Raw genomic sequence first — 22,608 nt, forward strand, 5'->3', positions numbered from 1 at the left:
CTTTGGAGGGACAAGAAACGCTCGATTTGTTTAAGGATCAAGGAAGATTTATAAAAGGAAAGCATCTTGTCACAATCTTTCATAATGAACAAAATTTGTACACCGTTTTAAGAATTCGCGTGGAAGAAACGAATGAGAATTATGAAGACAAAGAAGCTGTTATTACCGGTTATTTTCCAAAAGTTCATGAACAGGAAACGTACATATTTTATGGAGAGTTAAAGGACCATCCGAAATTTGGTCAACAATTTCATGCAACGCATTTTCGAAAAGATATACCCCAAACGAAACAAGGGGTTGTGAGCTATTTATCAAGTGAGCTCTTTAAAGGAGTCGGAAAGAAAACCGCTGAAAAAATCGTTGAAATTTTAGGGGAAAATGCCATCTCTAAAATTATGCAACAACCTTCATTACTTGATGAAATTCCTAAGCTTCCTCCGGAAAAGGCAAAGGAAATTTATGATACCTTAATTGAGCATCAAGGATTAGAGCAAGCGATGGTTGCTTTAAATCAATATGGATTTGGTCCGCAAATTTCTATGCGGATTTATCAGGCGTATAAGGACCAGACGGTAGAAGTGGTTCAGTCAAATCCGTATAAGCTTGTTGAAGATATTCAAGGGATAGGGTTTACTAGAGCTGATGACCTTGGGTTTCAACTTGGAATTTCCGGTCATCATCCAGACCGTATCAAGGCGGCCTGCTTATATACGCTTGAGGTTGAGTGTATGCAAAATGGTCATGTATACATGGAAACAGCGTTATTACTCGATAAGGTAAAGGCGTTATTAGAAGAAAACAAACGTGATGAAATTGATTTTTCACCTATTGGAGCAGAAGTAGTTAAGCTTGAAGAAGAAGGGAAAATCATCGTTGAAGAAATGAGAGTGTATCTGCCTTCCTTATTTTTCTCTGAAAAAGGACTTGTTACAAGCATTAAAAAAATCATCTCTCAAACACAGTATGAAAATCAGTTTCCTGATTCAGAATTTTTACTCGCCCTTGGAAATCTAGAGGAGCGATTAGGAGTTCAGTATGCGCCGACTCAAAAGGATGCGATACAGACGGCTTTGATGTCACCGATGCTAATCTTAACAGGTGGACCAGGTACAGGGAAAACAACGGTTATTAAAGGGATTGTTGAGCTATATGCTGAATTGCATGGCTGCTCTTTAGATCCAAATGATTATAAAGGTGACGAGCCTTTTCCGTTTATATTAGCTGCACCAACTGGACGTGCAGCAAAACGAATGACGGAATCTACGGGGCTTCCTGCGGTTACCATTCACAGGCTTTTAGGATGGAATGGAGTAGAGGGGTTTAGTAGGGATGAGGACAATCCGTTAGAGGGAAAAATTTTAATTGTAGATGAAACATCTATGCTTGATATTTGGCTTGCTAATCAGCTGTTTAAAGCTCTGCCTGAATCCATACAAGTTATATTGGTTGGGGACGAGGATCAATTACCCTCTGTAGGTCCAGGGCAAGTGCTGAAGGATCTCCTAGGGTGCGGAGTTCTTCCCATCGTTAGGCTCACAGATATTTACCGCCAAGCGGAAGGTTCTTCTATTATTGAGCTTGCTCATGAAATTAAATCGGGACGTTTACCTGCCAATATAAGTATGCAACAAAAGGACCGCTCCTTTTTTAGATGTAACGCCAACCAAATTGCTGATGTAGTTGAGAAGGTCGTCCGAAATGCGAAGAATAAAGGTTATACAGCAAAAGATATTCAGGTCCTTGCACCGATGTATAAAGGACCCGCTGGAATTGATCGCTTGAACACGTTAATGCAGACCATTTTTAATCCCAACCCTGATGGGACAAGGAAAGAAATAAAGTACGGTGATGTGACTTATCGTGTCGGGGATAAAGTGTTACAGCTTGTGAATCAGCCGGAGAATAATGTGTTTAATGGCGATATAGGGGAAATTGTATCCATCTTTTATGCCAAAGAAAATACGGAAAAAGAGGATATGATCGTTGTATCCTTTGAGGGTGCGGAAGCAACATATACCAGACAAGACCTTCAGCAAATAACGCATTCCTATTGCTGCTCTGTTCACAAATCTCAAGGGAGTGAATTTCCTATTGTAATCCTCCCTGTAGTAAGAAGTTATTATCGAATGCTGCGAAGAAATCTCTTGTATACCGCTATTACGAGAAGTAAACAGTTTCTAATCCTTTGTGGAGAAGAAGAGGCATTAAAGGTGGGTATTTCGCGGGCGGATGAAAACGAAAGACTGACCACCCTACGGATGAAATTGCAAAAAGCAATTGGTGATGAAAAAGTGAGTGATGAAAAAGACAGCAATGAAAAAGTTGTATCACAAAATATGGAAGAGCACTTGTTATCCGTGGATCCAATGATTGGCATGGAAGGAGTTACTCCATTTAGTTTCATGGGAAGTTAAATTCAGTCTTAGGAGTGGCTCTTTGGATCAACGCCTCATTTGGACAGGGTCAAGGGTTTTATAAGGTTTACTGTCCGAATAAGATTATCATTCGGTTTTAGGTTAGCAACATTACATTTGGAAATCGTTTCTCGTTATGATTTTTTGCTTCGTCGTGAACAATAGTAATGTTCGAAAGAGGTGGTATCTTGCGGACATTTACATTGCTAAAGGGAGTTAGTGTGTACGAGAAAGAAAGCGGATCAAAGGTTGGTGAAGTCAATGACCTCATCATTTCTGCGACTAGTGACTCGGTTCAATCTTTGCTAGTAAAGCAAGGAATGCTTGTTAAAAGGACCGTACTGCTTGATATTCAAGACGTCACTTCCTTTGGCTCGGATGGAGTAATGATTGAAGACCGAACTTTGCTAAGACCAATTAAAAGGGGCAGTGATTCTTCCATTGCATTTTGTCGAGGTCTATCCGGGAACATGCTGTTATCTAGTGACGGTGAGCAGCTCGGGTTGATTGAGGATGTATATTTTAAGGAAGAATTGGGCACAATCGTAGGGTATCAATGTTCGGATGGCTTTTTTTCAGACATTCAAGAAGGAAAGCGTGTCATCAAAACAGATGAACCCCTCCAGTATGGAAAAGACGCCATCATCGTGAACGTAAAAAAATCTTAGAGCACATGCCTTAAGATATACCTATACGTGAGGTGTCTACGATGTTAAAATGCCCTAACTGTCAAAGCAAAGATATCGGGAAAATTGGAATTAACCAATACTATTGCTGGAACTGCTTCATTGAACTAACTTTAGCAAAAGGAATCATTAATACTCACCAAGTTGAGGAAGACGGTACATTAAGCTCATTAGACGATCTTTTTGGAGAAGATGAACGCCGATATAGCTCATAAATCTATTAAGAGGTGAGATGAATGAATCGAATGGTAACTTCTGCAATTGCAATCGGAGCAGGTGTTGTTGCATATAATTACGCTCGCAAAAACAAAATGGTATCAGGGCGTGGAATGAAAAAAATGCAGCGTAGAATTTCGAGAATGTTCTAATACAAGGAAAGGTCCCTAAAAAAGGGGCTTTTCTTTTTGTATATTTCTTACTGTTCCACTTTAAACTATAGACAAGGAGTGGATACAATGGACATTCGTTTAAAATGGTATTACCGCCTTGGTTTTTTGCTTTTGTTACTTATTGTTTTATTTGTTTTTCTGAAACTACAGCCAATCTGGTTGCCCATTTTTAAAATTACAATGATCGTCGTACTCCCATTTATCATTGCAGCATTTATCTCATATTTACTACATCCCGTCGTGGAAACACTTCATGAAAATTATTTACCAAGATGGTTAGCCGTTTTAATCATATATACTCTATTTTTTGGAAGTGTAAGTGTGGCGCTTTATAATGGTGTTCCTGCAGTTATACACCAGCTTCGAGATTTGACTGAAAACGCACCAAGCTTTGCCGATCAATACAGAGCGTGGATCCATGAGATTCAGGATAAAACCTCTACATGGCCTGAAGCCTTTCAAGAAAGGGTAGATACTAGCATTGTAGCCTTGGAAAAAATGCTTGATAACGCACTAACAAAGGCTTTGAATTTAGGGATGGGAATTATTAATTCAGCCCTGCTCTTTGCTATCATCCCTTTTATCGCTTTTTACATGTTAAAAGATTATGAAAAAATAAAGAAGGCTGTTTGGTACATTACACCGAAAAAATGGCGGAGTGGGGGAACTCTGTTTTTAAGAGATGTAGACAAATCACTAGGCAGTTATATTAGGGGGCAGCTTTTAGTTTGCGTGATGATTGGTACGATTTCAGCTTTGTCCTTTTGGTTCATCGACTTAAGGTATCCGCTATTACTCGGATTAATTGTAGGAGTTACAAATATTATCCCCTATTTTGGCCCTGTTATCGGTGCTGTGCCAGCTGTTATCATTGCTGCTACAATTAGTGTGAAAATGATTGTCTTCGTAGTGATTATCATCGCTCTACTTCAATTTTTAGAGGGGAATATTCTTTCTCCCTTTATTGTTGGAAAGAGCTTGCATATGCATCCATTAGTGATTATGTTCGCTCTTTTGGCAGGTGGAGAAATTGGTGGAATATTAGGATTGATCGTAGCTGTACCGATTATGGCTATTCTTAAGGTGAGCCTTCTTCATGCAAAGCAGCACTTTTCAAAGGATGTATCCGATAACCAATTGATGTGACAACGTTGACAAATATAAAAGCATATAAGTATAATTCGTACTATAAAGTTCAAATACACGAAAACATGTTGAAGGAACAAGTATGTGATAGACCGTCTATAGAGAGGAATTTCCTTGGCTGAAAGAAATTCTAGACGAAGGATGACAGAAAGCTATTCCGGAGTGCAGCTAATTCCTGCCGTTAACCTGCGTTAAAGGTCTTTGAGAGATGAGTGCTTAATTTTGCATTCATAATCAGGGTGGTACCGCGAGCAAGCTCCTCGTCCCTGTTTTGGGATGAAGGGCTTTTTTTGTTGAAAAAAATGTTGGAGGGAAAATAAATGAAGAAGCTTACAGGCTCAGAAATTCGTAAAATGTATTTAGACTTTTTTAAAGAAAAAGGACATGCAGTGGAACCAAGTGCTCCACTTGTTCCTCATGATGATCCATCTTTGCTATGGATTAACAGTGGGGTAGCGACGCTAAAAAAATATTTTGATGGACGAGTCATACCTGATAATCCAAGAATCACAAATGCTCAGAAATCTATTCGGACGAACGATATTGAAAACGTTGGAAAAACAGCAAGACATCATACGTTTTTTGAGATGCTTGGGAACTTCTCTATTGGAGAATACTTCAAAGTAGAAGCGATTCATTGGGCTTGGGAATTTTTGACAGATGAAAAATGGGTTGGGTTTGACAAGGAGAAGCTTTCCGTTACGATTCATCCAGAAGATGACGAAGCGTTTGACATTTGGAGAAAAGAAATTGGGGTGCCGGAAGAGAGAATTATTCGCTTAGAGGGGAACTTCTGGGATATCGGCGAAGGACCAAGTGGACCAAATACGGAAATTTTCTATGATCGTGGACCTGAATATAGCAATGATGATAGTGATCCGGAGTTGTATCCTGGAGGAGAGAATGACAGATATTTAGAGGTTTGGAACTTAGTTTTCTCGGAATTTAATCATAATCCGGATGGTACATATACTCCACTTCCAAAGAAAAATATTGATACAGGAATGGGACTTGAAAGAATGGCTTCAGTTGTTCAAAATGTTCCTACTAATTTTGATACTGATTTATTTATGCCAATTATTCGTGCAACAGAAGAGATTTCTGGGGCAAGGTATGGGAATGGAAAAGAGTCAGATGTGGCATTTAAAGTCATTGCTGACCATATTCGTACCGTTGCTTTTGCTATTGGTGACGGCGCACTACCTTCCAATGAGGGACGAGGGTATGTGTTAAGAAGATTGCTTCGTAGAGCGGTGCGTTATGCTAAGCAAATTAACATCAACCGTCCATTCATGTTTGAACTAGTTCCTGTTGTTGGGGAAATCATGGTTGATTTTTACCCAGAAGTAAAGAATAAAACCGACTTTATCCAAAAGGTGATAAAGAATGAAGAAGAAAGATTCCATGAGACTCTGAATGAGGGGCTTCAAATTCTCGCAGCTGTTATCAAAAAAGAGAAAGAAGCTGGAAGCGATACGATTCAGGGCGCAGACGTTTTCCGTCTTTATGACACATACGGCTTCCCTGTAGAATTAACAGAGGAGTATGGTGAAGAAGAGGGAATGAAGGTTGACCATGCAGGTTTTGAGAGTGAAATGGAGCTTCAGCGTGAGCGTGCACGTAAAGCAAGACAAGATGTAGACTCTATGCAGGTTCAAGGTGGAGAACTTGGTGAGATTAAAGTAGAAAGTAAGTTTGTTGGTTACGATCAGTTACAGGTTGAATCAAAGGTTCTTGCGATCGTACAAAATGGTGTGAAAATCGACAAGGCCAGTGAAGGAGAAGAAATCCAATTAATACTAGATGTTACTCCATTCTACGCTGAGAGTGGTGGGCAAATTGCCGACCTTGGTATACTTTTGAGCAATGGTGTAAAAGCAGCGGTAAAAGACGTGCAAAAGGCACCAAACGGACAAAACCTTCATCGTGTACGGATTGAATCTGGTGAATTGCAGGTAAATGACCAGGTAGTTGCGATTGTTGATGAGAACAATAGAGGGAAAATTATTAAGAACCATACGGCAACCCATTTATTACATCAAGCATTAAAAGATGTTCTTGGAACACATGTAAACCAAGCCGGTTCTCTAGTAGAACAAGATAGACTTCGTTTTGACTTTTCTCATTTTGGACAAGTAAAACCAGAAGAATTAGAAGAAATAGAAAAGATTGTAAACGAAAAAATTTGGCAATCTCTATCTGTTCAAACAGACTATAAGGCAATTGCTGAGGCAAAAGAGATGGGAGCTATGGCACTATTTGGTGAAAAATATGGTGATATCGTACGTGTGGTTCAAGTAGGAGATTATAGTTTAGAACTATGTGGTGGTTGCCATGTTTCAAATACTTCGGTCATTGGTCTCTTTAAAATTGTATCTGAAAGTGGAATTGGAGCAGGAACTCGTCGTATAGAAGCAGTGACGGGGGAAGGTGCATTTAAGCAAATGCATAGTCAAATCCAGATTTTAAAAGATGCGGCAGGAAAGTTAAAAACGAATCTAAAAGATGTACCATCTAGAATTGATGCAATGTTAAGTGAACAAAAACAGCTTCAAAAAGAAAATGAGTCTTTAGCAGCTAAGCTGGGGAATATTGAAGCAGGGAATTTGGTTAATAATGTAAAAGAAGTGAATGGTGTTCAAGTTCTGGCTGTTCGAATTCAAGGTGCTGATATGAACGGACTACGTAACATGGTGGATGATTTGAAGCAAAAGCTTGGCTCTGCCGTAATCGTACTTGGAAGTGTAAACGATGAAAAGGTAAACTTAATTGCCGGTGTAACAAAAGACTTAATTGAAAAAGGCTATCATGCCGGGAAAATTATTAAAGAAGTTGCTACTATTTGCGGAGGCAGCGGTGGTGGACGTCCAGATATGGCCCAAGCAGGAGGAAAAGATGCTGGAAAGCTGGATTCCGCACTAAGTTTTGTAGAGGAATGGGTCAAATCCGTTTGATATTCAAGAAAAGTAGTGTAAAATGAAGTAGATTAGACTACTAAATATTTCTTCCATTGGATAGATTTGATGATAGATACATCTACCTGAGACACTTTTTAGCCAGCGATTACTAGATAAAGCGAGGTGCAATAGAATGAGTACATTTGATAAAACAATGAGGTTTAGTTTTCCAGAAGAGCCAATTGAACATGACGTGAAGGAAGTCCTTTTTCAAGTACATGAAGCTCTTCAAGAAAAAGGATATCATCCGATTAATCAAATTGTAGGTTACCTGCTTTCTGGAGATCCTGCTTATATTCCTCGTCATCGTGATGCTCGTAACATTATTCGAAAGCTTGAACGAGATGAAATTATTGAGGAGCTTGTCAAAAGCTATTTAAAAACACAACGAGAGGGCTCTTAACGTATGCGAATTCTCGGTCTTGACGTCGGTAGTAAAACGGTCGGCGTTGCGCTTAGTGATGAATTTGGCTGGACAGCGCAAGGATTAGAAACGATAAAAATTAATGAAGATGAAAGAATGTTTGGTTTTGATCAGATTGGTCAAATAATAGAAAAGTATGAAGTAGGAAAAATAGTAGTAGGGCTGCCTAAAAACATGAACGGAACCATTGGACCTAGAGGCGAAGCGAGTCAATTTTACGCAAGTGAGCTAGAAAAGAGATTTTCCTTGCCTGTATTCCTATGGGACGAGCGTCTAACTACGGTTGCTGCGGAACGTGTGTTACTAGAAGCGGATGTTAGTAGGAAAAAACGTAAAAAAGTAATCGACAAAATGGCAGCAGGTATGATCTTACAAGGCTTTTTAGATAGTCAAAAATAACTTGAGGTGATTTTCAATGCAACATGGAGAAAACAATATTACAGTAATTGATGAGGATGGTAACGAGCAACTTTGTGAGGTGCTTTTTACCTTTGATTCTGATGAGTTTGGTAAGTCTTATGTTCTGTATTATCCTATTGGTGCAGATGAAAACGACGATGAAGAAATTGAAATTCATGCGTCTGCTTTCGTTCCAACCGAAGATAATAATGATGGTGAGTTAATGCCTATCGAGACAGATGAAGAATGGGACCTAATCGAAGAAATGTTAAATACATTTTTAGAAGAGCAAGATGAAGAATAGAAAGTTAAAGGCGGATGGCATAGGCTATCCGCCTTTTTTTGCAAATTTCTACTTCTATTGTCGAAAAATATAGTATAATGATTCGAGAATAGTTATAAGGGAATAGTATGTATGAGCCCTGTGAATTGGAGGGGGAACTTTGTCAACGGAAGAGAAGAAAAAGAAAGAGAATACAGGTAACAAACCTAATAAAAAAGCAATAATCCGAGAAAAGATGATTGAGAGGGAAGGCGAAGCAAAAGTCGTAAGGAAAATTGTCTTTACTATTTCAATCGTATTGTTCCTGCTGGTAGCAATTACGGCTGGCGGCGGATATTTTTATATTAAATCAGCACTAAAACCTGTAGATCCAGAGAATAAAAAGGAAATGACAGTAGAAATTCCAATCGGTTCATCAGTTACTGGTATTGCAAACATATTAGAGGAACATGGAATTATTAAAGATGCACGTGTATTCAAATACTTTGTCAAGTTTAAGAACGAGTCAGGGTTTATGGCTGGTAACTATGAACTATCACCATCAATGACTTTGCCAAGTATCATTGAAAGCTTAAAAACAGGTAAAGTGGACCAAGAAGTGGTGTTTCAAATTACCATCCCTGAAGGAAAACAGCTAAAAGAAATTGCAAAAATCATAGCAGAAAAAACAAATCATACAGAAGAAGATGTATTTACAAAATTAAATGACCGAGAATTCATACAAGCACTTATGAATAAATACCCTGATGTATTAACAGAGGAAATTCTTGCAGAAAATGTCAAATTTCCATTAGAAGGCTATTTGTTCCCTGCAACATATCCTTTCTATAAAGAAGACACAAAAATCGAAGAAATTATTATGGCCATGTTAGATCAAACGGAAAAGGTAATTAGTCAGTATGAAGGGGATATGGCTGTAAGGCAATATACTGCTCACCAACTATTAACATTTGCCTCATTAGTAGAAGAGGAAGCAACTGAGAAACTTGAGCGTGATCAAATTGCCAGTGTCTTTTATAATCGCATAGATACGGGGATGCCTTTACAGACAGATCCTACCGTTTTATATGCTCATGGAGAACATAAGGACAAGGTATTGTATAAGGATTTGGAAATTGATGATCCATACAATACTTACAAATATCAAGGCTTAACACCAGGCCCAATAGCCAATGCAGGTACTGTATCAATTGAAGCTGTTTTACATCCTGCTGAGACTGACTTCCTATACTTTTTAGCAACGGCCTCTGGTGATGTATTATTCTCGAAAACACTTGAAGAGCATAATGCAAAAAAAGCCGAGCATATCAATTGATCTGCTTCAAGGAGAAATGTTCGCATTTCTCCTTTTATTATGATAGAATAGTTCAAGTGTTTTTAAATAGCGTCAACCACAGAAGTTCATATTTAGCTGTGCTGAATCCCTGTGAATTGCTGTGAACGCTATTTTTTCATGTCTAAACAAAAGAGGTGACGCAGCTTGGAAACGGAGAAGCTGCATTCTTATATAGAAGAGCTCATTCTGAATAGATCAGAACTACTCGAAGAAATGGAGCAATATGCGAAAGCTCATCATGTTCCCATTATGGAGTTGTCAGGAATCGAAACGATTCTTCAAATACTTAGAATTGCTCAACCCAAAAAGATTCTAGAGGTTGGTACAGCTATTGGATATTCTGCCCTTCGAATGGCCACTGTTCTTCCTGAAACGAACATCGTCACTATTGAGCGGGACAGTGAGCGTTATACGGTTGCGGAGGAATTTATTAAACGTGCAAATAAAGAACACCAAATTTCGATCATTAAGGGTGATGCGCTAGAAGTAGAGTCACTTATTGAACAATATGGTTCTTTTGATGCCATTTTTATTGATGCAGCCAAAGGGCAATACAAGAAGTTCTTTGAGATATATTCAAAGTATTTAGGTGACAAAGGAATAATCATAACTGATAACGTCTTGTTTAAAGGACTAGTCTGTGAGGATACAATTGAGAGTAAAAGACTAAGAAGCATGGTTACAAAAATAAAAGATTTTAATCAATGGCTAATGGAACATGCAGAATACGATTCGGTCATTATTCCCGTTGGCGATGGAGTAGCAATTAGTAAAAAGAGGTGAAGAGAAAATGAAAAAACCAGAACTATTAGTCACACCAAAAACAATTGGAGATATAGAAGCATTATGTAAAGTTGGAGCGGACGCTTTGGTGATCGGAGAGGAACGCTTTGGTCTTCGTTTAGCTGGAGAATTTTCAAGAGAAGATGTAAAGAAAGCGGTAGAAATTGCCCATTCTTTTCAAAAAAAAGTGTATGTAGCAATGAATGCGATCTTCCACAATGAAAGCATAGACGCTTTATATGACTATGTAAGGTTTGTAAAAGAAGCAAGCGTGGATGCAATTATCTTCGGTGATCCAGCAGTTTTAATGGTAGCGAAAGAGGCTGCACCTGACATGCCGCTTCATTGGAATACAGAAACAACTGCAACGAACTGGTATACATGTAACTATTGGGGTAGAAAAGGGGCTAAGCGTGCGGTCCTAGCTAGAGAAATCAATATGGATGCGATTGTCGAAATGAAAGAACATGCTGACGTGGAGATTGAGGTACAGATTCACGGGATGACAGCCATGTTCCAATCCAAACGTTCACTACTAGGGAACTATTATGAGTATCAAGGTAAAGCACTAGAGGTTGAAAATCGCGTTCAAAATGCGAACATGTTCCTTCACGACAAGGAAAGAGAAAACAAATATCCGATTTTTGAGGATGCGAACGGAACACATATTATGAGTCCTAATGATATGTGTATGATTGATGAGCTAACAGAGCTAATTGAAGCAGAAGTGGATTCTCTGAAAATTGATGGTGTTTTACAAACATCGGAATACATTCTAAAAGTAACAGAACTATATCGAAAAGCAATTGATCTGTCTGTCGAAGATCCTGAGAAGTACGAAGAAGTAAAGGACGATTTATTACAGGAAGTTGAAAAGATTCAGCCAAAGAATCGTCCATTAGATACTGGATTTTTCTTCAAGGAGACCGTTTATTAATAAAACCATGTGTTAAGGAGGGAAAAAAGATGTCTATCGTATTAAACGATAAAATTTCACAGATTGTGAATGGAAAGCGAGTAATTGTAAAAAAACCAGAATTACTTGCACCTGCTGGAAATCTAGAGAAATTAAAAATTGCTGTCCAATACGGGGCAGATGCAGTATTTATCGGTGGACAAGAATACGGACTTCGCTCAAACGCAGGGAACTTTACTTTTGATGAAATGAAAGAGGGAGTAGAGTTTGCTAAGAAATATGGTGCGAAGATTTATGTAACAACAAATATTTTTGCTCATAATGAAAATATTGATGGATTAGAAGAATATGTTCTTGGATTAAAAGGAGCTGGGATTGCAGGTATTATTGTTGCTGATCCTCTTATTATAGAAACATGCCGCCGATTAGCGCCTGAAATTGAAGTGCATTTAAGTACTCAGCAGTCTTTATCCAATTGGAAAGCGGTCCAATTCTGGAAGGAAGAAGGATTAGAACGTGTGGTACTAGCACGTGAAACGAGTGCGGAAGAAATTAGAGAAATGAAAGAAAAAGTCGATATCGAAATTGAAACATTCATCCATGGTGCAATGTGTATCGCATACTCTGGACGCTGTACATTAAGTAATCATATGACAGCTCGTGACTCAAACCGTGGTGGATGCTGTCAGTCTTGCCGATGGGATTATGACCTGTATGAGCTTGATCAACAAGAAGAAGTAGCTCAATTTAGCGAAGGGGATGCACCGTTTGCGATGAGCCCTAAGGATCTTAAGTTAATTGAGTCTATTCCTCAAATGATAGAGCTCGGTATTGATAGTTTGAAAATCGAAGGTCGTATGAAGTCTATTCACTATGTGGCAACCGTTGTTAGTGTGTACCGTAAAGTGATTGATGCTTATTGTGCGGACCCTGAGAACTTTGTTATTCAAAAAGAATGGTTAGTAGAACTTGATAAATGTGCAAACCGCGATACAGCTCCTGCTTTCTTTGAAGGCGTTCCTGGGTATAAAGAGCAGATGTTTGGAAATCATAGCAAAAAGACAACTTTTGACTTTGCTGGATTGGTGTTAGACTATGATGCGGAAAATCAAATGGTAACACTTCAGCAGCGAAACTACTTTAAGCCTGGTCAAGAAGTAGAGTTTTTTGGACCTGAAATTGAGAACTTTACAACTGTTGTTGAAAAAATTTGGGATGAGGATGGCAATGAGCTGGATGCAGCAAGACATCCAATGCAAATCGTAAAGTTCAAATTAGACAAGCCGGTTTACCCAAACAACATGATGCGGAAGGAGATTTAAACTAGCATGAAGCGCAAACCCGTTGTTATTGGTGTAGCCGGTGGCTCCGGCTCCGGGAAAACGAGCGTAACAAAATCTATATACGAGTCGTTTAAAGGGCATTCAATATTAATGCTTGAGCAAGATTTTTATTATAAAGACCAATCGCATTTACCTTTTGAGGAGCGTCTAAAGACGAATTATGACCACCCGCTAGCATTTGACAATGATTTGCTAATTGAGCATATTGAAAGACTTCTCCGCTATGAAGCGATTGATAAGCCTGTGTATGACTATAGTGTTCATACCCGTTCGAGTGATGTCATTCATGTTGAGCCTAAGGATGTAATTATTCTTGAAGGGATTCTCATATTAGAAGACGAAAGACTTCGTAACTTAATGGATATTAAGTTATACGTAGATACAGATGCAGACCTTCGTATTATTAGACGATTGGTAAGAGACATTAAAGAACGCGAGCGCTCAATGGATTCAGTCATTGACCAGTATGTAAATGTAGTAAGGCCAATGCATAATCAATTTATTGAACCAACGAAACGTTATGCTGATATTATTATTCCTGAAGGTGGGCATAATTTTGTCGCAATTGATTTGATGGTCACAAAAATTCAAACAATTCTTGAACAAAAATCATTTTTATGAAACAATAAAAAGCAGTAATGCAAATGTTTCCCAAAATAAGTCCAGGTGGACGTTTCATGCGCGCCCTTTTCATAAGGACGCGCTCCTATGCATTTACCGTAAGAAATAACTACATAAGATGAATACACAATCTATTTGGGGGTTGTGAAACTAGAAGGAGTGAAGGGTTTTGGCAACAGAAAAGGTTTTCCCGATGACTTTAGCTGGTAAAGAAAAATTAGAGCAAGAATTAGAACATTTAAAATCAGTAAAACGTAAAGAAGTTGTAGAGCGTATTAAAATTGCTCGTAGCTTCGGAGACTTATCTGAGAACTCGGAGTATGACTCAGCAAAAGAAGAACAAGCATTTGTTGAAGGTCGTATTACAACGCTTGAAAATATGATAAGAAATGCAAAGATTATTAAAGAGGATGAGCTGGCTACCGATGCGGTTGCTTTAGGCCGCTCTGTTACGTTTATTGAGCTCCCTGGAGGCGACGAGGAAACGTATTCAATCGTTGGAAGTGCAGAAGCAGATCCATTTGAAGGCAAAATCTCAAACGATTCTCCAATTGCCAAAAGCTTGATGGGTAAGAAGGTTGGAGACGAAGTAACGGTTCAAACGCCTGGTGGAGAAATGAATGTTCGTATTACAAATATTAAGTAAATTGGTTTGAAATAAGAAAACCTCGTCAACACTTTTGACGAGGTGTTTTTTATTATGTGGAGAAAACGGGCAGTGGTATGGTTAATTATTTGTATAACAGCAATTAGTCTCTTAATAGGAAGGCTTGTTCAAGTGCAGCTCGTTTCAACAGAAAACTTTACAACACATAACATTAATCTTCTTGAGGCAAGTGTCGTTCAACGCTCACAGCAAATGGTGATTGATAATGGGAGAGGTGGGTTTCTTGATCGCGATGGAGAGTCACTTGTTCACCGTAAGATTCCGGTTCTCATCCTTTTTCCTTTCTTAAAGAATATGGAGTGGGATAGTGAACAGATTGCAGACATAATAAATGTTCCTGTGGAATCAATTGAATACAGAGTGAAACAAGCGGAAGATCCTTTCGCTTATGGTGATCCAAACCCATTGAAACTAACAGAAGAACAAATGGAGCAAATTAATGCTCTGAAAATACCAGGTGTGTTTGCTGTAGAAAGAAAGTACGCCTTAACTGAATACCCAGCTGAGCAACTTATCGGTATTACGGGACAAAATACAGCTGAATTACAAAAACGATATCCTGATAAAGACTTATTAGAACAGACCGTGATTGGGTTAACTGGATTAGAAAAAAGCTTCGATGAATTTTTGCTTCCTGATGGAAATTCCAAGCTTATTTATCATGTTGATGCAAAGGGTGGACCATTGTTTGGAATTGATGTGAAATATGTGGAGCCAGCCAATCCTTTCTATCCAGTCAATATTAAAACAACGATAGATAAAGATATTCAGGAAATGGCTGAAAATCTAGTTGATCAATATCAAATCAGTAAAGGGGGACTTGTCCTTCTAGACTTAGAGACGAACTCTGTCCTTGCTATGGTATCTAGACCCTTCATTAACAAGGAAAAGCCGTTTGAGGATGGTTCAAATGGTCTTAAGAATATGATGATTTCTGAGCAAATTGTGGGGTCTGTTTTTAAAACCGTAGTGGCTGGAGCCGCCATTGATTATGAACTTGACCTTCCCACTCGAATGTACGATTGTAGTAAAAAAATAAATGGTCAACCGGACTTAGTGTATGATCATGGTATGTTAAACTTTACGGATAGCTTTGCAAGAAGTTGTAACAATACTTTTGGTACGATTGCAAAGGAATTAAAAGAAATTGACCCTAATATACTCGAGGAATACGCGAATAAATTATCTCTCGTAGGTTCTGTTGGCTGGAATGGTGATATCTATCATTTCTCTAATTTTAGGCAACTTCAAGAAGAACAAAAAGGTCGTGTGTTTTTATCAGAGGATGCTAAAAATGATAAGAACTTTGTTGCTTTGACAGGAATCGGCCAGCATGAAGTACGTGCAACACCACTTGCCGTTGCCAATATGATGGGGACCATTGCGAAAGGTGGAGTAAGGGAGAGTGTCAGAGTCGTTTCAGAAGTGGAGTACAAAAACGGGAACTCACTACTTCCTTTCGAAAAGCAAGCTCTACCTGGAGAATCCATTTCTCCTTATACCGCAATGAAGCTTCAAAAATTATTGCGTGAAGTGGTTGTAAATGAAAATGGAACGGGGAGATGGTTTCAAGAATTGCCATATGCTGTTGCTGGGAAATCAGGAACAGCCGAAACGGGAATTTTTAAAGATGAGAAACAATTGCATAATAAATGGTTTGCTGGTTATTTCCCATATGATAATCCTAAATACGCTTTAGTAACAGTAAATTTAGGGGTGTATGGAGATGAAGGAGGAGTAAACGGATTATTTGCCGATATGGTAAAAAACTTATATAACTTTGATCAAAATGAGCCTCTGTCGAAACGTTAATGTATTTGTAACGTGATTGTCCTTTTCGATTTCCTGGTTAAATGGTAGAATGTATAGCGAGTTCGCTCTTAAAAGGATGTTCAAAAGAGGTCTAGGAGGTTCGTATGATGCAAGATGATTTTCAACAATCAAGGTTTAATCAAAGGTCGAAGCGTCGTAAAACAAATCTGATTTTAAATGGTCTCATTGGAATAGTATTGGTTTTAATTATTGTTGTTTCAGGGGTTATTTTTTTGGGAAACGATGATAAAGCTGCGACAGAAACAGAGCAGGAACAAAATGTAGAAGCCTCAAATGAAGCGAATGAAGGAGAAGAGTCTTCAAAGGAAGAGACAGAAGGCTCTGACTCTGAAACGAATGAGGAAGACTCAACTTCTGACTCTTCGTCCTTAAATGAAGAGTCAAGCGAGGAAGCTAGCTCTAATGATAGCGAAGAAGTAATTGTGACAGAAGGTGGGGCGGATTCTAATGTAGTTAAAACCATTGTGAACCCAAATTGGGAGCCAATCGGAACGAGCCAAACAGGTGAACACACAAACGTGTATAGTGGTGTGGATTGGGATGAGATGGTTTCAGCTATTGAATATGCCACTGGGTTGACAGAGGCTAATATGACTATCAAGTTTCTTGGAAATGATGGTCATAATAAATCAAAAGGAACCGTCTTTTCAAAGGACAGAACCCAAATCTATCGCGTTTCCATTGAGTGGATAGATGGGAAAGGTTGGAAGCCTACATTAGTGGAAGAATTAGCGTCGATAGAATAAAACAATAGAGAGAGGTCTTTATAAGTGAAAATCGCAATTATTGGTGCAATGGAAGAAGAAGTAGCATTACTACGAGAGAAAATCAGCAACCAGGAACAACAAACAATTGCTGGATGTGAGTTTACCACAGGTAATATGGATGGTGCTGAGGTAATCCTATTGCGCTCAGGGATAGGGAAAGTCAACGCAGCAATGTCCACAACGATTCTATTAGATAGATTCAAACCTGATTATGTTATTAATACAGGATCAGCAGGAGGCTTTCATCCTGATTTAAATGTAGGCGATGTTGTTATCTCCTCTGAGGTTCGCCATCATGATGTAGACGTTACAGCATTTGGATATGAGTATGGTCAAGTACCACAGCTTCCTGCAGCGTTTGAGGCCAATTCCGGGCTTGTTGAGATCGCAGAATCAGCTGCACAGGAAATTGGTAGTGTGCAAGTTGTGAAAGGATTAATCGCAACGGGCGATTCTTTTATGAATGATCCAAAGCGTGTGGATGCAATCCGTGATAAATTTCTTAATTTACAGGCGGTTGAAATGGAAGCAGCGGCTATTGCCCAAGTTTCCTATCAATTTGGGATTCCGTTTGTGATCATTCGTTCATTGTCTGATATCGCTGGAAAAGAATCAGATGTCTCTTTTGAACAATATTTAGAAAAAGCAGCACTTCATTCAGCTTCTTTGGTAATGAAAATTGTTGAAAAGCTTAAGGGCTGATTGAACAACTTAGAAAAATTGCTATTAATTACATCCTCACTAACACAGCGTTCTATGATAAAGTAGTTTCATAGAACAAGAGAAGGTTGCAGGTGAGTGTAGTGAAAGATAGCAGTACTGGAAAAATGCTTGAAGAGAAAATGATTGACTTTAAAAGGTTTGCGGTTGTTTTACTTGCCGTAGGAAGCTTCTTTTATCTAGGTGTTATCATTCCATCAGGTGAAAAAGTGCTAACCGATCTATATATTATGATGTGCTCATCTATGCTGTTTTTAGCAGGTTCTATTTACTTTTTTACTTTATCGAAGCAAATAAAAACAAAGCTTGATGACATAAATGAATAGAAAGATAGCTCTCAGCCTGCCTGAGGGCTATTTTTTTTAGAAATCATAAAAATGGGGTTTACATAATTGGTAATAGTGGATATAATTACCACTGTAAGCAATAATTTCTAAAAAGGAGGTCGAGTGAAATGATTAAATTATCTGTAGCAATTGAAAAGAAGACAACTAAATGTTTCACGCATTCGACCATTAGGAATGAATTGCTTAAGTAATTGATAACTTATGCCATTTCAAGCCGCATGGAGAATGTACTCTTGCGGCTTTTTATATGCCTAAAAGTCGCAGGGGGATACTTGCGGCTTTTTCGTGTGCAAAAATAAGGAGGTGATAGATATGACCCTGAATATATTATTCTTAACAGTAACGATTAAAAAACGTAATGTGTCAGCTGCTGAATTTGAACGAGCAGAAAAGGCAAAAAAGCAATATGAAGCTACTCGCGATCGCATGCTTTCGATTCAACGATTATTTTAAGGTGAGGTTAATAACAAACTAAAAAATTTTAGAAAGGTGGGAATAAAGATGATTTATTTCATGCAAGATCGTAAGGCAGTTTTATGGGTGGAGAAAGATACCACCTAACGAATTTATGGTGAGGAGGGGAAATAGATGTTCCTCCGTGTACTTTTGCTATCTCTAGAGATGTATCGCTTAAGAAAACTAAAGAAGAGTTCTTCCCCCGGAGAAATCTCTTAGATCTAAGTGACTTATCGCATTATGAAGGCTTCAGAAGTAACAAAATGTTCACATCCGTTTTCCGTTTTACCCTGAATTATATGGTACATTCGAAGTAACAAAAGGGAGAGAAGGGGTGGTAACATGTTCGCAATTGTTATGGGTTTAATTATATGCGGATCTGTAGGTTGTATCATTGCTGCCGAAGTTTCCGTAGAATAGAAGCTTGAAACACCGACCTCGCCGTCGGTGTTTTTTTATTGTTATTCCTTATTTAAATATAATTAAGTGGGACAGACAAATACGACCACCTCGCTTCATAGGTATTAACATGGGGGAAAGTCCTGAAAGTGGGGTGGATTAAATGTCAGGTATATTGACTGCACTTAGCTATTTAGTAAAGGAAATTGTATTTTTAGTTTCCTATGTTAAAAATAATGCGTTTCCACAACCATTATCATCCGCGGATGAAAAGAAATATTTACGATTAATGGCAGATGGTGATGCTCATGCTCGTAATATGCTTATTGAACATAATCTCCGTCTTGTCGCTCATATCGTCAAAAAGTTTGAGAATACGGGGGAAGATTCAGAGGATTTAATCTCCATTGGAACAATTGGATTAATTAAAGCCATTGAAAGCTATTCAGAAGGGAAAGGAACAAAGCTTGCTACGTATGCGGCTCGTTGTATAGAAAACGAGATTCTTATGCATTTACGGGCTTTGAAAAAGACAAAAAAAGATGTGTCCCTTCACGATCCAATTGGTCAGGATAAAGAAGGAAACGAGATCTCATTAATTGATGTCTTGAAATCAGAATCTGAGGATGTCATTGAAACCATTCAACTAAATATGGAGCTTGAAAAGGTAAAAGAATTTATTGACGTGCTGGATGACAGGGAAAAGGAAGTAATCGTTGGTAGATTTGGTCTCGATTTAAAAAAGGAAAAAACGCAAAGAGAGATTGCAAAAGAATTAGGCATATCAAGAAGCTATGTTTCAAGAATAGAAAAAAGAGCATTAATGAAGATGTTTCATGAATTTTATCGAGCGGAGAAGGAAAAGAGAAAGCGTGATTCTCAAAGTTAGAAAGTTGCAGGCATAGAGAGATCTATGCCTATTTGTATGTAGGAAAGGTCCGCACCCGCCTACACCAATATGGACAATGAACATATATTAATTAGTAGGATATAGTGTAAAGGAGGGAGAAAAATGCCATACGGTTACCCTTATCCATATGCTTATCAAGCACCATATTATGGTGGCGGAGGAGTAGCTTTAGCACTGCTTATCGTTTTGTTCGTATTGTTGCTCATATTCGGTGGTTGGTGGTATTTTGCTGGTTATAGATACTAATTTTTGGACCCATCATTAAGATGGGTCTTTCGGTTTTCGAAACTTTTCGTAGAGTTTCCGGAAAAATAAATTTATAATGAAATAGACAATGATTAGGAGGGGTATGGGATGACGAAAAGTAATACTTATTATGATGTATGGGACCTTGAAGTGTTTTATTCAGGGGGAAGTTCTTCTCAAGCATTTTTTAATCACATACATAGCTCAAAAGAAGAGGTTGAAAGGTTTCGAAGTAGGGTAACAGACTGGCAGCCATCAAATAAAATAACAGATCAAGAACAAATTGCAGAAATCGTTGAATTCTTTCAAAGAGTTGCGAAAGCGATTCGCCAGGCAGGGGCATTTGTTAGCTGTTTACATGCACAAAACACAAATGATAAGAAAGTTAGCGAACTTCGTGGGCAAGTAACGGAGCTTAGTGCGAGTTTACAAAATGCACTCACTGTTTTTGATCAAAAACTAACTACTTTCGACGATCAAATTTGGGAAGAGCTACTGCAGGTAGATGCTCTACATCAATTGCAGTTTGTGTTAAATGAAAGACGCATCAATGCGTTAGAGAAACTTTCTCAGGAGGAAGAAAGTATCATCAATGCATTAAGCGTTGACGGTTATCATGGATGGGGCCAATTATATGATATCATCGTTGGAACGATTAAAGTTCCGTTTAAAGAAGGAAACGAAACAAAGGAATTATCAGTTGGGCAGGCAGCCAACAAGTTCTCACATCCTGATCCCATCGTAAGAAAATCCATTTTTGAAGGTTGGGAGGAATCCTGGTCTGAAAAAGCAGATTTTTTATCGAAAACTCTCAATCACCTTGCCGGATTCCGATTAAATACTTATAAACTTCGCGGATGGGAGGATGTTTTAAGGGAGCCTTTACAAATAAATCGTATGCAGAAGAAAACATTAGATACGATGTGGCAGGTTATTTCCGATGCCAAAGCCCCTTTTGTAACATTTTTAGAGAGAAAAGCGAAGTTACTAGGGAAGGATCGGTTAAGTTGGTATGACTTAGATGCACCCATCGGTCAGGTAGAATCAAAGGTTTCATATGAAGAAGGTGCTGAATTTATTATTGAGCATTTTTCACGTTTTGGAAAAGAAATGACTGGTTTTGCGAAAAAGGCATTTGAACAGAAATGGATTGAAGCTGAAGATCGCCCTGGAAAAGCACCAGGTGGTTTTCATACCTTTTTCCCTGAGAGCAATCAGTCAAGAATATTTATGACGTTCTCAGGAACACCTTCTAATGTTTCAACACTTGCACATGAATTAGGTCATGGCTTTCATACATATGCGATGAGAGATCAACATTATTTAAATAGAAATTATGCGATGAATGTAGCAGAAACTGCCTCGACCTTTGCAGAGATGATCGTAGCTGATGCTTCTGTCAAACAAGCGAGGAACCCAGAGGAAAAGCTAGCGTTATTAGAGGATAAAATACAGCGTTCAGTAGCATTATTAATGAATATTCACGCTCGCTTTCTATTTGAAACACGTTTCTATGAGGAAAGAAAAAATGGGGTAGTAGGAACAGATCGTTTAAATCAATTAATGAAAGAAGCACAGGAAGAGGCATATGGTGGGGCACTAGCTGAATATCATCCTTTGTTCTGGGCCTCTAAGCTACATTTCTTTATCACAGGTGTTCCTTTTTATAATTTTCCTTATACATTTGGTTATCTATTCTCTTTAGGGATTTATGCAAAGGCACTAGAAGAAGGGGAAGGCTACGAGGAAAAGTACATTGCTCTATTAAAGGATACAGCATCTATGACGGTAGAGGAATTAGCTTGGAAGCATTTGAATGTTGATTTAACAAAGCCTGATTTTTGGGAAAAAGCAGTACAACAATGTGTAGCTGATGTTGAGGAATTTTTATCGTTAACTTAAATGAGACAATATAGACACGGGCTTTTTAAGGCTGTGTCTATATTTTTTTTAATTTGAAAGGACTAACCATGAAAAAAGAAAGAATAATAATGAAAAAGAGGAACATCTCAGGAAGTAGGAACGGCAGAAATAGGTAGCTAAAGGTCAATAAGCAGCCAGCAGCTGTAATCGGTAAACCCGTAAAATAGCTTTGATTCTCACTAATATTAAAGCGAGCAAGCCGAAATGCCCCACAGGCGATATAAAAAATCGTAAAGAATGTTCCAGGAAAGTTAAACTCAAATAATATTCCTTGATAAATCAATAGTGCAGGTGCAACACCAAATGATATAATATCACTCATGGAATCTAATTGTTTGCCAAGCTCTGATTCAATATGAAGTTTTCGGGCAACCATTCCATCAAATCGGTCAACGAAAGCGGCGATGAAAATTAGTAAAAGGCTCAAATCTAAATTCCCTTTAAGGCTCTCAATCACTGCGAATCCACCAAGAAAGAGGTTGAAGAAAGTTAAAAGATTGGCCGTTTGAATCCTTAATTTTTTGAGCGTGTGATCGAGTACGTTTAATAAAAACAAATATGTCTCACCCCTATATTTAATGGATAAAAAACATCTTAATTATAAGTAATGATTGGTTATCTTGTTTTATTCGTTTATTGAGTG

Annotated in this window: 24 protein-coding genes and 1 other annotated feature; of the genes, 23 read left to right on the top strand and 1 reads right to left on the bottom strand. The window is 38.3% G+C overall.

All coding sequences use genetic code 11. From position 1 onward, the window contains the following. Positions 1 to 2 precede the first annotated feature (2 nt). The 23 genes from recD2 (at position 3) to ACVBAX_RS01125 (ending at position 21,944) form a co-directional block, all read left to right on the top strand. On the top strand, positions 3 to 2,414 hold the full coding sequence (gene recD2 / locus ACVBAX_RS01015) for an SF1B family DNA helicase RecD2 (RefSeq protein ID WP_447115557.1): 2,412 nt from the start codon (positions 3 to 5) through the stop codon (positions 2,412 to 2,414). A gap of 188 nt (positions 2,415 to 2,602) precedes the next feature. Beyond that, the gene (locus tag ACVBAX_RS01020) at positions 2,603 to 3,082 is read left to right on the top strand and encodes a PRC-barrel domain-containing protein (protein ID WP_430774777.1); all 480 of its coding nucleotides are present in this window, start codon (positions 2,603 to 2,605) and stop codon (positions 3,080 to 3,082) included. 41 nt (positions 3,083 to 3,123) lie between these two features. Next, positions 3,124 to 3,315 carry a hypothetical protein gene (locus tag ACVBAX_RS01025; protein ID WP_066049968.1) on the top strand — a complete coding sequence of 64 codons (192 nt, stop codon included), beginning with the start codon at positions 3,124 to 3,126 and terminating at the stop codon, positions 3,313 to 3,315. Between the two features lie 21 nt (positions 3,316 to 3,336). Then, on the top strand, positions 3,337 to 3,468 hold the full coding sequence (locus ACVBAX_RS01030) for a YrzQ family protein (RefSeq protein WP_430774778.1): 132 nt from the start codon (positions 3,337 to 3,339) through the stop codon (positions 3,466 to 3,468). 87 nt (positions 3,469 to 3,555) lie between these two features. Further along, on the top strand, positions 3,556 to 4,635 hold the full coding sequence (locus tag ACVBAX_RS01035) for an AI-2E family transporter (protein WP_447115558.1): 1,080 nt from the start codon (positions 3,556 to 3,558) through the stop codon (positions 4,633 to 4,635). A gap of 59 nt (positions 4,636 to 4,694) precedes the next feature. Continuing rightward, positions 4,695 to 4,906 (top strand) — a binding site (T-box leader). A 49-nt stretch (positions 4,907 to 4,955) separates the two neighbouring features. After that, complete coding sequence (alaS, locus tag ACVBAX_RS01040) at positions 4,956 to 7,589, top strand: alanine--tRNA ligase (RefSeq protein ID WP_447115559.1); 2,634 nt, start codon at positions 4,956 to 4,958, stop codon at positions 7,587 to 7,589. Positions 7,590 to 7,725: 136 nt separating this feature from the next. Continuing rightward, positions 7,726 to 7,995 carry an IreB family regulatory phosphoprotein gene (locus tag ACVBAX_RS01045; protein WP_430774781.1) on the top strand — a complete coding sequence of 90 codons (270 nt, stop codon included), beginning with the start codon at positions 7,726 to 7,728 and terminating at the stop codon, positions 7,993 to 7,995. 3 nt (positions 7,996 to 7,998) lie between these two features. Continuing rightward, positions 7,999 to 8,415: a Holliday junction resolvase RuvX gene (ruvX, locus tag ACVBAX_RS01050; protein ID WP_430774782.1), complete on the top strand. Its 417-nt coding sequence runs from the start codon at positions 7,999 to 8,001 to the stop codon at positions 8,413 to 8,415. Between the two features lie 16 nt (positions 8,416 to 8,431). Continuing rightward, the gene (locus ACVBAX_RS01055) at positions 8,432 to 8,719 is read left to right on the top strand and encodes a DUF1292 domain-containing protein (protein WP_119709219.1); all 288 of its coding nucleotides are present in this window, start codon (positions 8,432 to 8,434) and stop codon (positions 8,717 to 8,719) included. Between the two features lie 214 nt (positions 8,720 to 8,933). Then, entirely contained in the window at positions 8,934 to 10,013 is a 1,080-nt protein-coding gene (gene mltG, locus ACVBAX_RS01060) for an endolytic transglycosylase MltG (protein ID WP_447116008.1), read from the top strand. A 165-nt stretch (positions 10,014 to 10,178) separates the two neighbouring features. After that, positions 10,179 to 10,817, top strand: a complete 639-nt coding sequence (locus ACVBAX_RS01065) for an O-methyltransferase (RefSeq protein ID WP_447115560.1) — start codon at positions 10,179 to 10,181, stop codon at positions 10,815 to 10,817. A gap of 7 nt (positions 10,818 to 10,824) precedes the next feature. After that, the gene (locus ACVBAX_RS01070; protein WP_447115561.1) at positions 10,825 to 11,754 is read left to right on the top strand and encodes a peptidase U32 family protein; all 930 of its coding nucleotides are present in this window, start codon (positions 10,825 to 10,827) and stop codon (positions 11,752 to 11,754) included. Positions 11,755 to 11,783: 29 nt separating this feature from the next. Then, on the top strand, positions 11,784 to 13,055 hold the full coding sequence (locus ACVBAX_RS01075; RefSeq protein WP_447115562.1) for a peptidase U32 family protein: 1,272 nt from the start codon (positions 11,784 to 11,786) through the stop codon (positions 13,053 to 13,055). Positions 13,056 to 13,061: 6 nt separating this feature from the next. After that, positions 13,062 to 13,697, top strand: coding sequence for a uridine kinase (udk, locus tag ACVBAX_RS01080; protein WP_447115563.1), 636 nt, complete (start codon positions 13,062 to 13,064; stop codon positions 13,695 to 13,697). Between the two features lie 169 nt (positions 13,698 to 13,866). Next, positions 13,867 to 14,343, top strand: coding sequence for a transcription elongation factor GreA (gene greA, locus ACVBAX_RS01085; RefSeq protein ID WP_160547680.1), 477 nt, complete (start codon positions 13,867 to 13,869; stop codon positions 14,341 to 14,343). A gap of 54 nt (positions 14,344 to 14,397) precedes the next feature. Continuing rightward, positions 14,398 to 16,176, top strand: a complete 1,779-nt coding sequence (locus ACVBAX_RS01090; RefSeq protein WP_447115564.1) for a peptidoglycan D,D-transpeptidase FtsI family protein — start codon at positions 14,398 to 14,400, stop codon at positions 16,174 to 16,176. Positions 16,177 to 16,280: 104 nt separating this feature from the next. Further along, positions 16,281 to 16,943 carry a DUF1510 family protein gene (locus ACVBAX_RS01095; protein ID WP_447115565.1) on the top strand — a complete coding sequence of 221 codons (663 nt, stop codon included), beginning with the start codon at positions 16,281 to 16,283 and terminating at the stop codon, positions 16,941 to 16,943. A gap of 24 nt (positions 16,944 to 16,967) precedes the next feature. Continuing rightward, positions 16,968 to 17,666 carry a 5'-methylthioadenosine/S-adenosylhomocysteine nucleosidase gene (gene mtnN, locus ACVBAX_RS01100; RefSeq protein ID WP_447115566.1) on the top strand — a complete coding sequence of 233 codons (699 nt, stop codon included), beginning with the start codon at positions 16,968 to 16,970 and terminating at the stop codon, positions 17,664 to 17,666. 92 nt (positions 17,667 to 17,758) lie between these two features. Beyond that, positions 17,759 to 18,010 carry a YrhC family protein gene (locus tag ACVBAX_RS01105; RefSeq protein WP_433904345.1) on the top strand — a complete coding sequence of 84 codons (252 nt, stop codon included), beginning with the start codon at positions 17,759 to 17,761 and terminating at the stop codon, positions 18,008 to 18,010. Positions 18,011 to 18,343: 333 nt separating this feature from the next. Continuing rightward, the gene (locus ACVBAX_RS01110) at positions 18,344 to 18,484 is read left to right on the top strand and encodes a YrzI family small protein (RefSeq protein ID WP_391560241.1); all 141 of its coding nucleotides are present in this window, start codon (positions 18,344 to 18,346) and stop codon (positions 18,482 to 18,484) included. Between the two features lie 565 nt (positions 18,485 to 19,049). Next, the gene (sigK, locus tag ACVBAX_RS01115) at positions 19,050 to 19,775 is read left to right on the top strand and encodes an RNA polymerase sporulation sigma factor SigK (RefSeq protein ID WP_066049924.1); all 726 of its coding nucleotides are present in this window, start codon (positions 19,050 to 19,052) and stop codon (positions 19,773 to 19,775) included. A gap of 123 nt (positions 19,776 to 19,898) precedes the next feature. After that, entirely contained in the window at positions 19,899 to 20,042 is a 144-nt protein-coding gene (locus ACVBAX_RS01120) for a hypothetical protein (RefSeq protein WP_340904705.1), read from the top strand. 108 nt (positions 20,043 to 20,150) lie between these two features. Then, positions 20,151 to 21,944, top strand: coding sequence for a M3 family oligoendopeptidase (locus ACVBAX_RS01125; protein WP_447115567.1), 1,794 nt, complete (start codon positions 20,151 to 20,153; stop codon positions 21,942 to 21,944). Between the two features lie 37 nt (positions 21,945 to 21,981). Here the strand turns inward: ACVBAX_RS01125 and pssA are convergent, their stop codons facing one another. Continuing rightward, positions 21,982 to 22,521, bottom strand: coding sequence for a CDP-diacylglycerol--serine O-phosphatidyltransferase (gene pssA / locus ACVBAX_RS01130; RefSeq protein WP_430774792.1), 540 nt, complete (start codon positions 22,519 to 22,521; stop codon positions 21,982 to 21,984). Positions 22,522 to 22,608: the final 87 nt, after the last annotated feature.

The organism is Robertmurraya sp. GLU-23, from assembly GCF_052983275.1.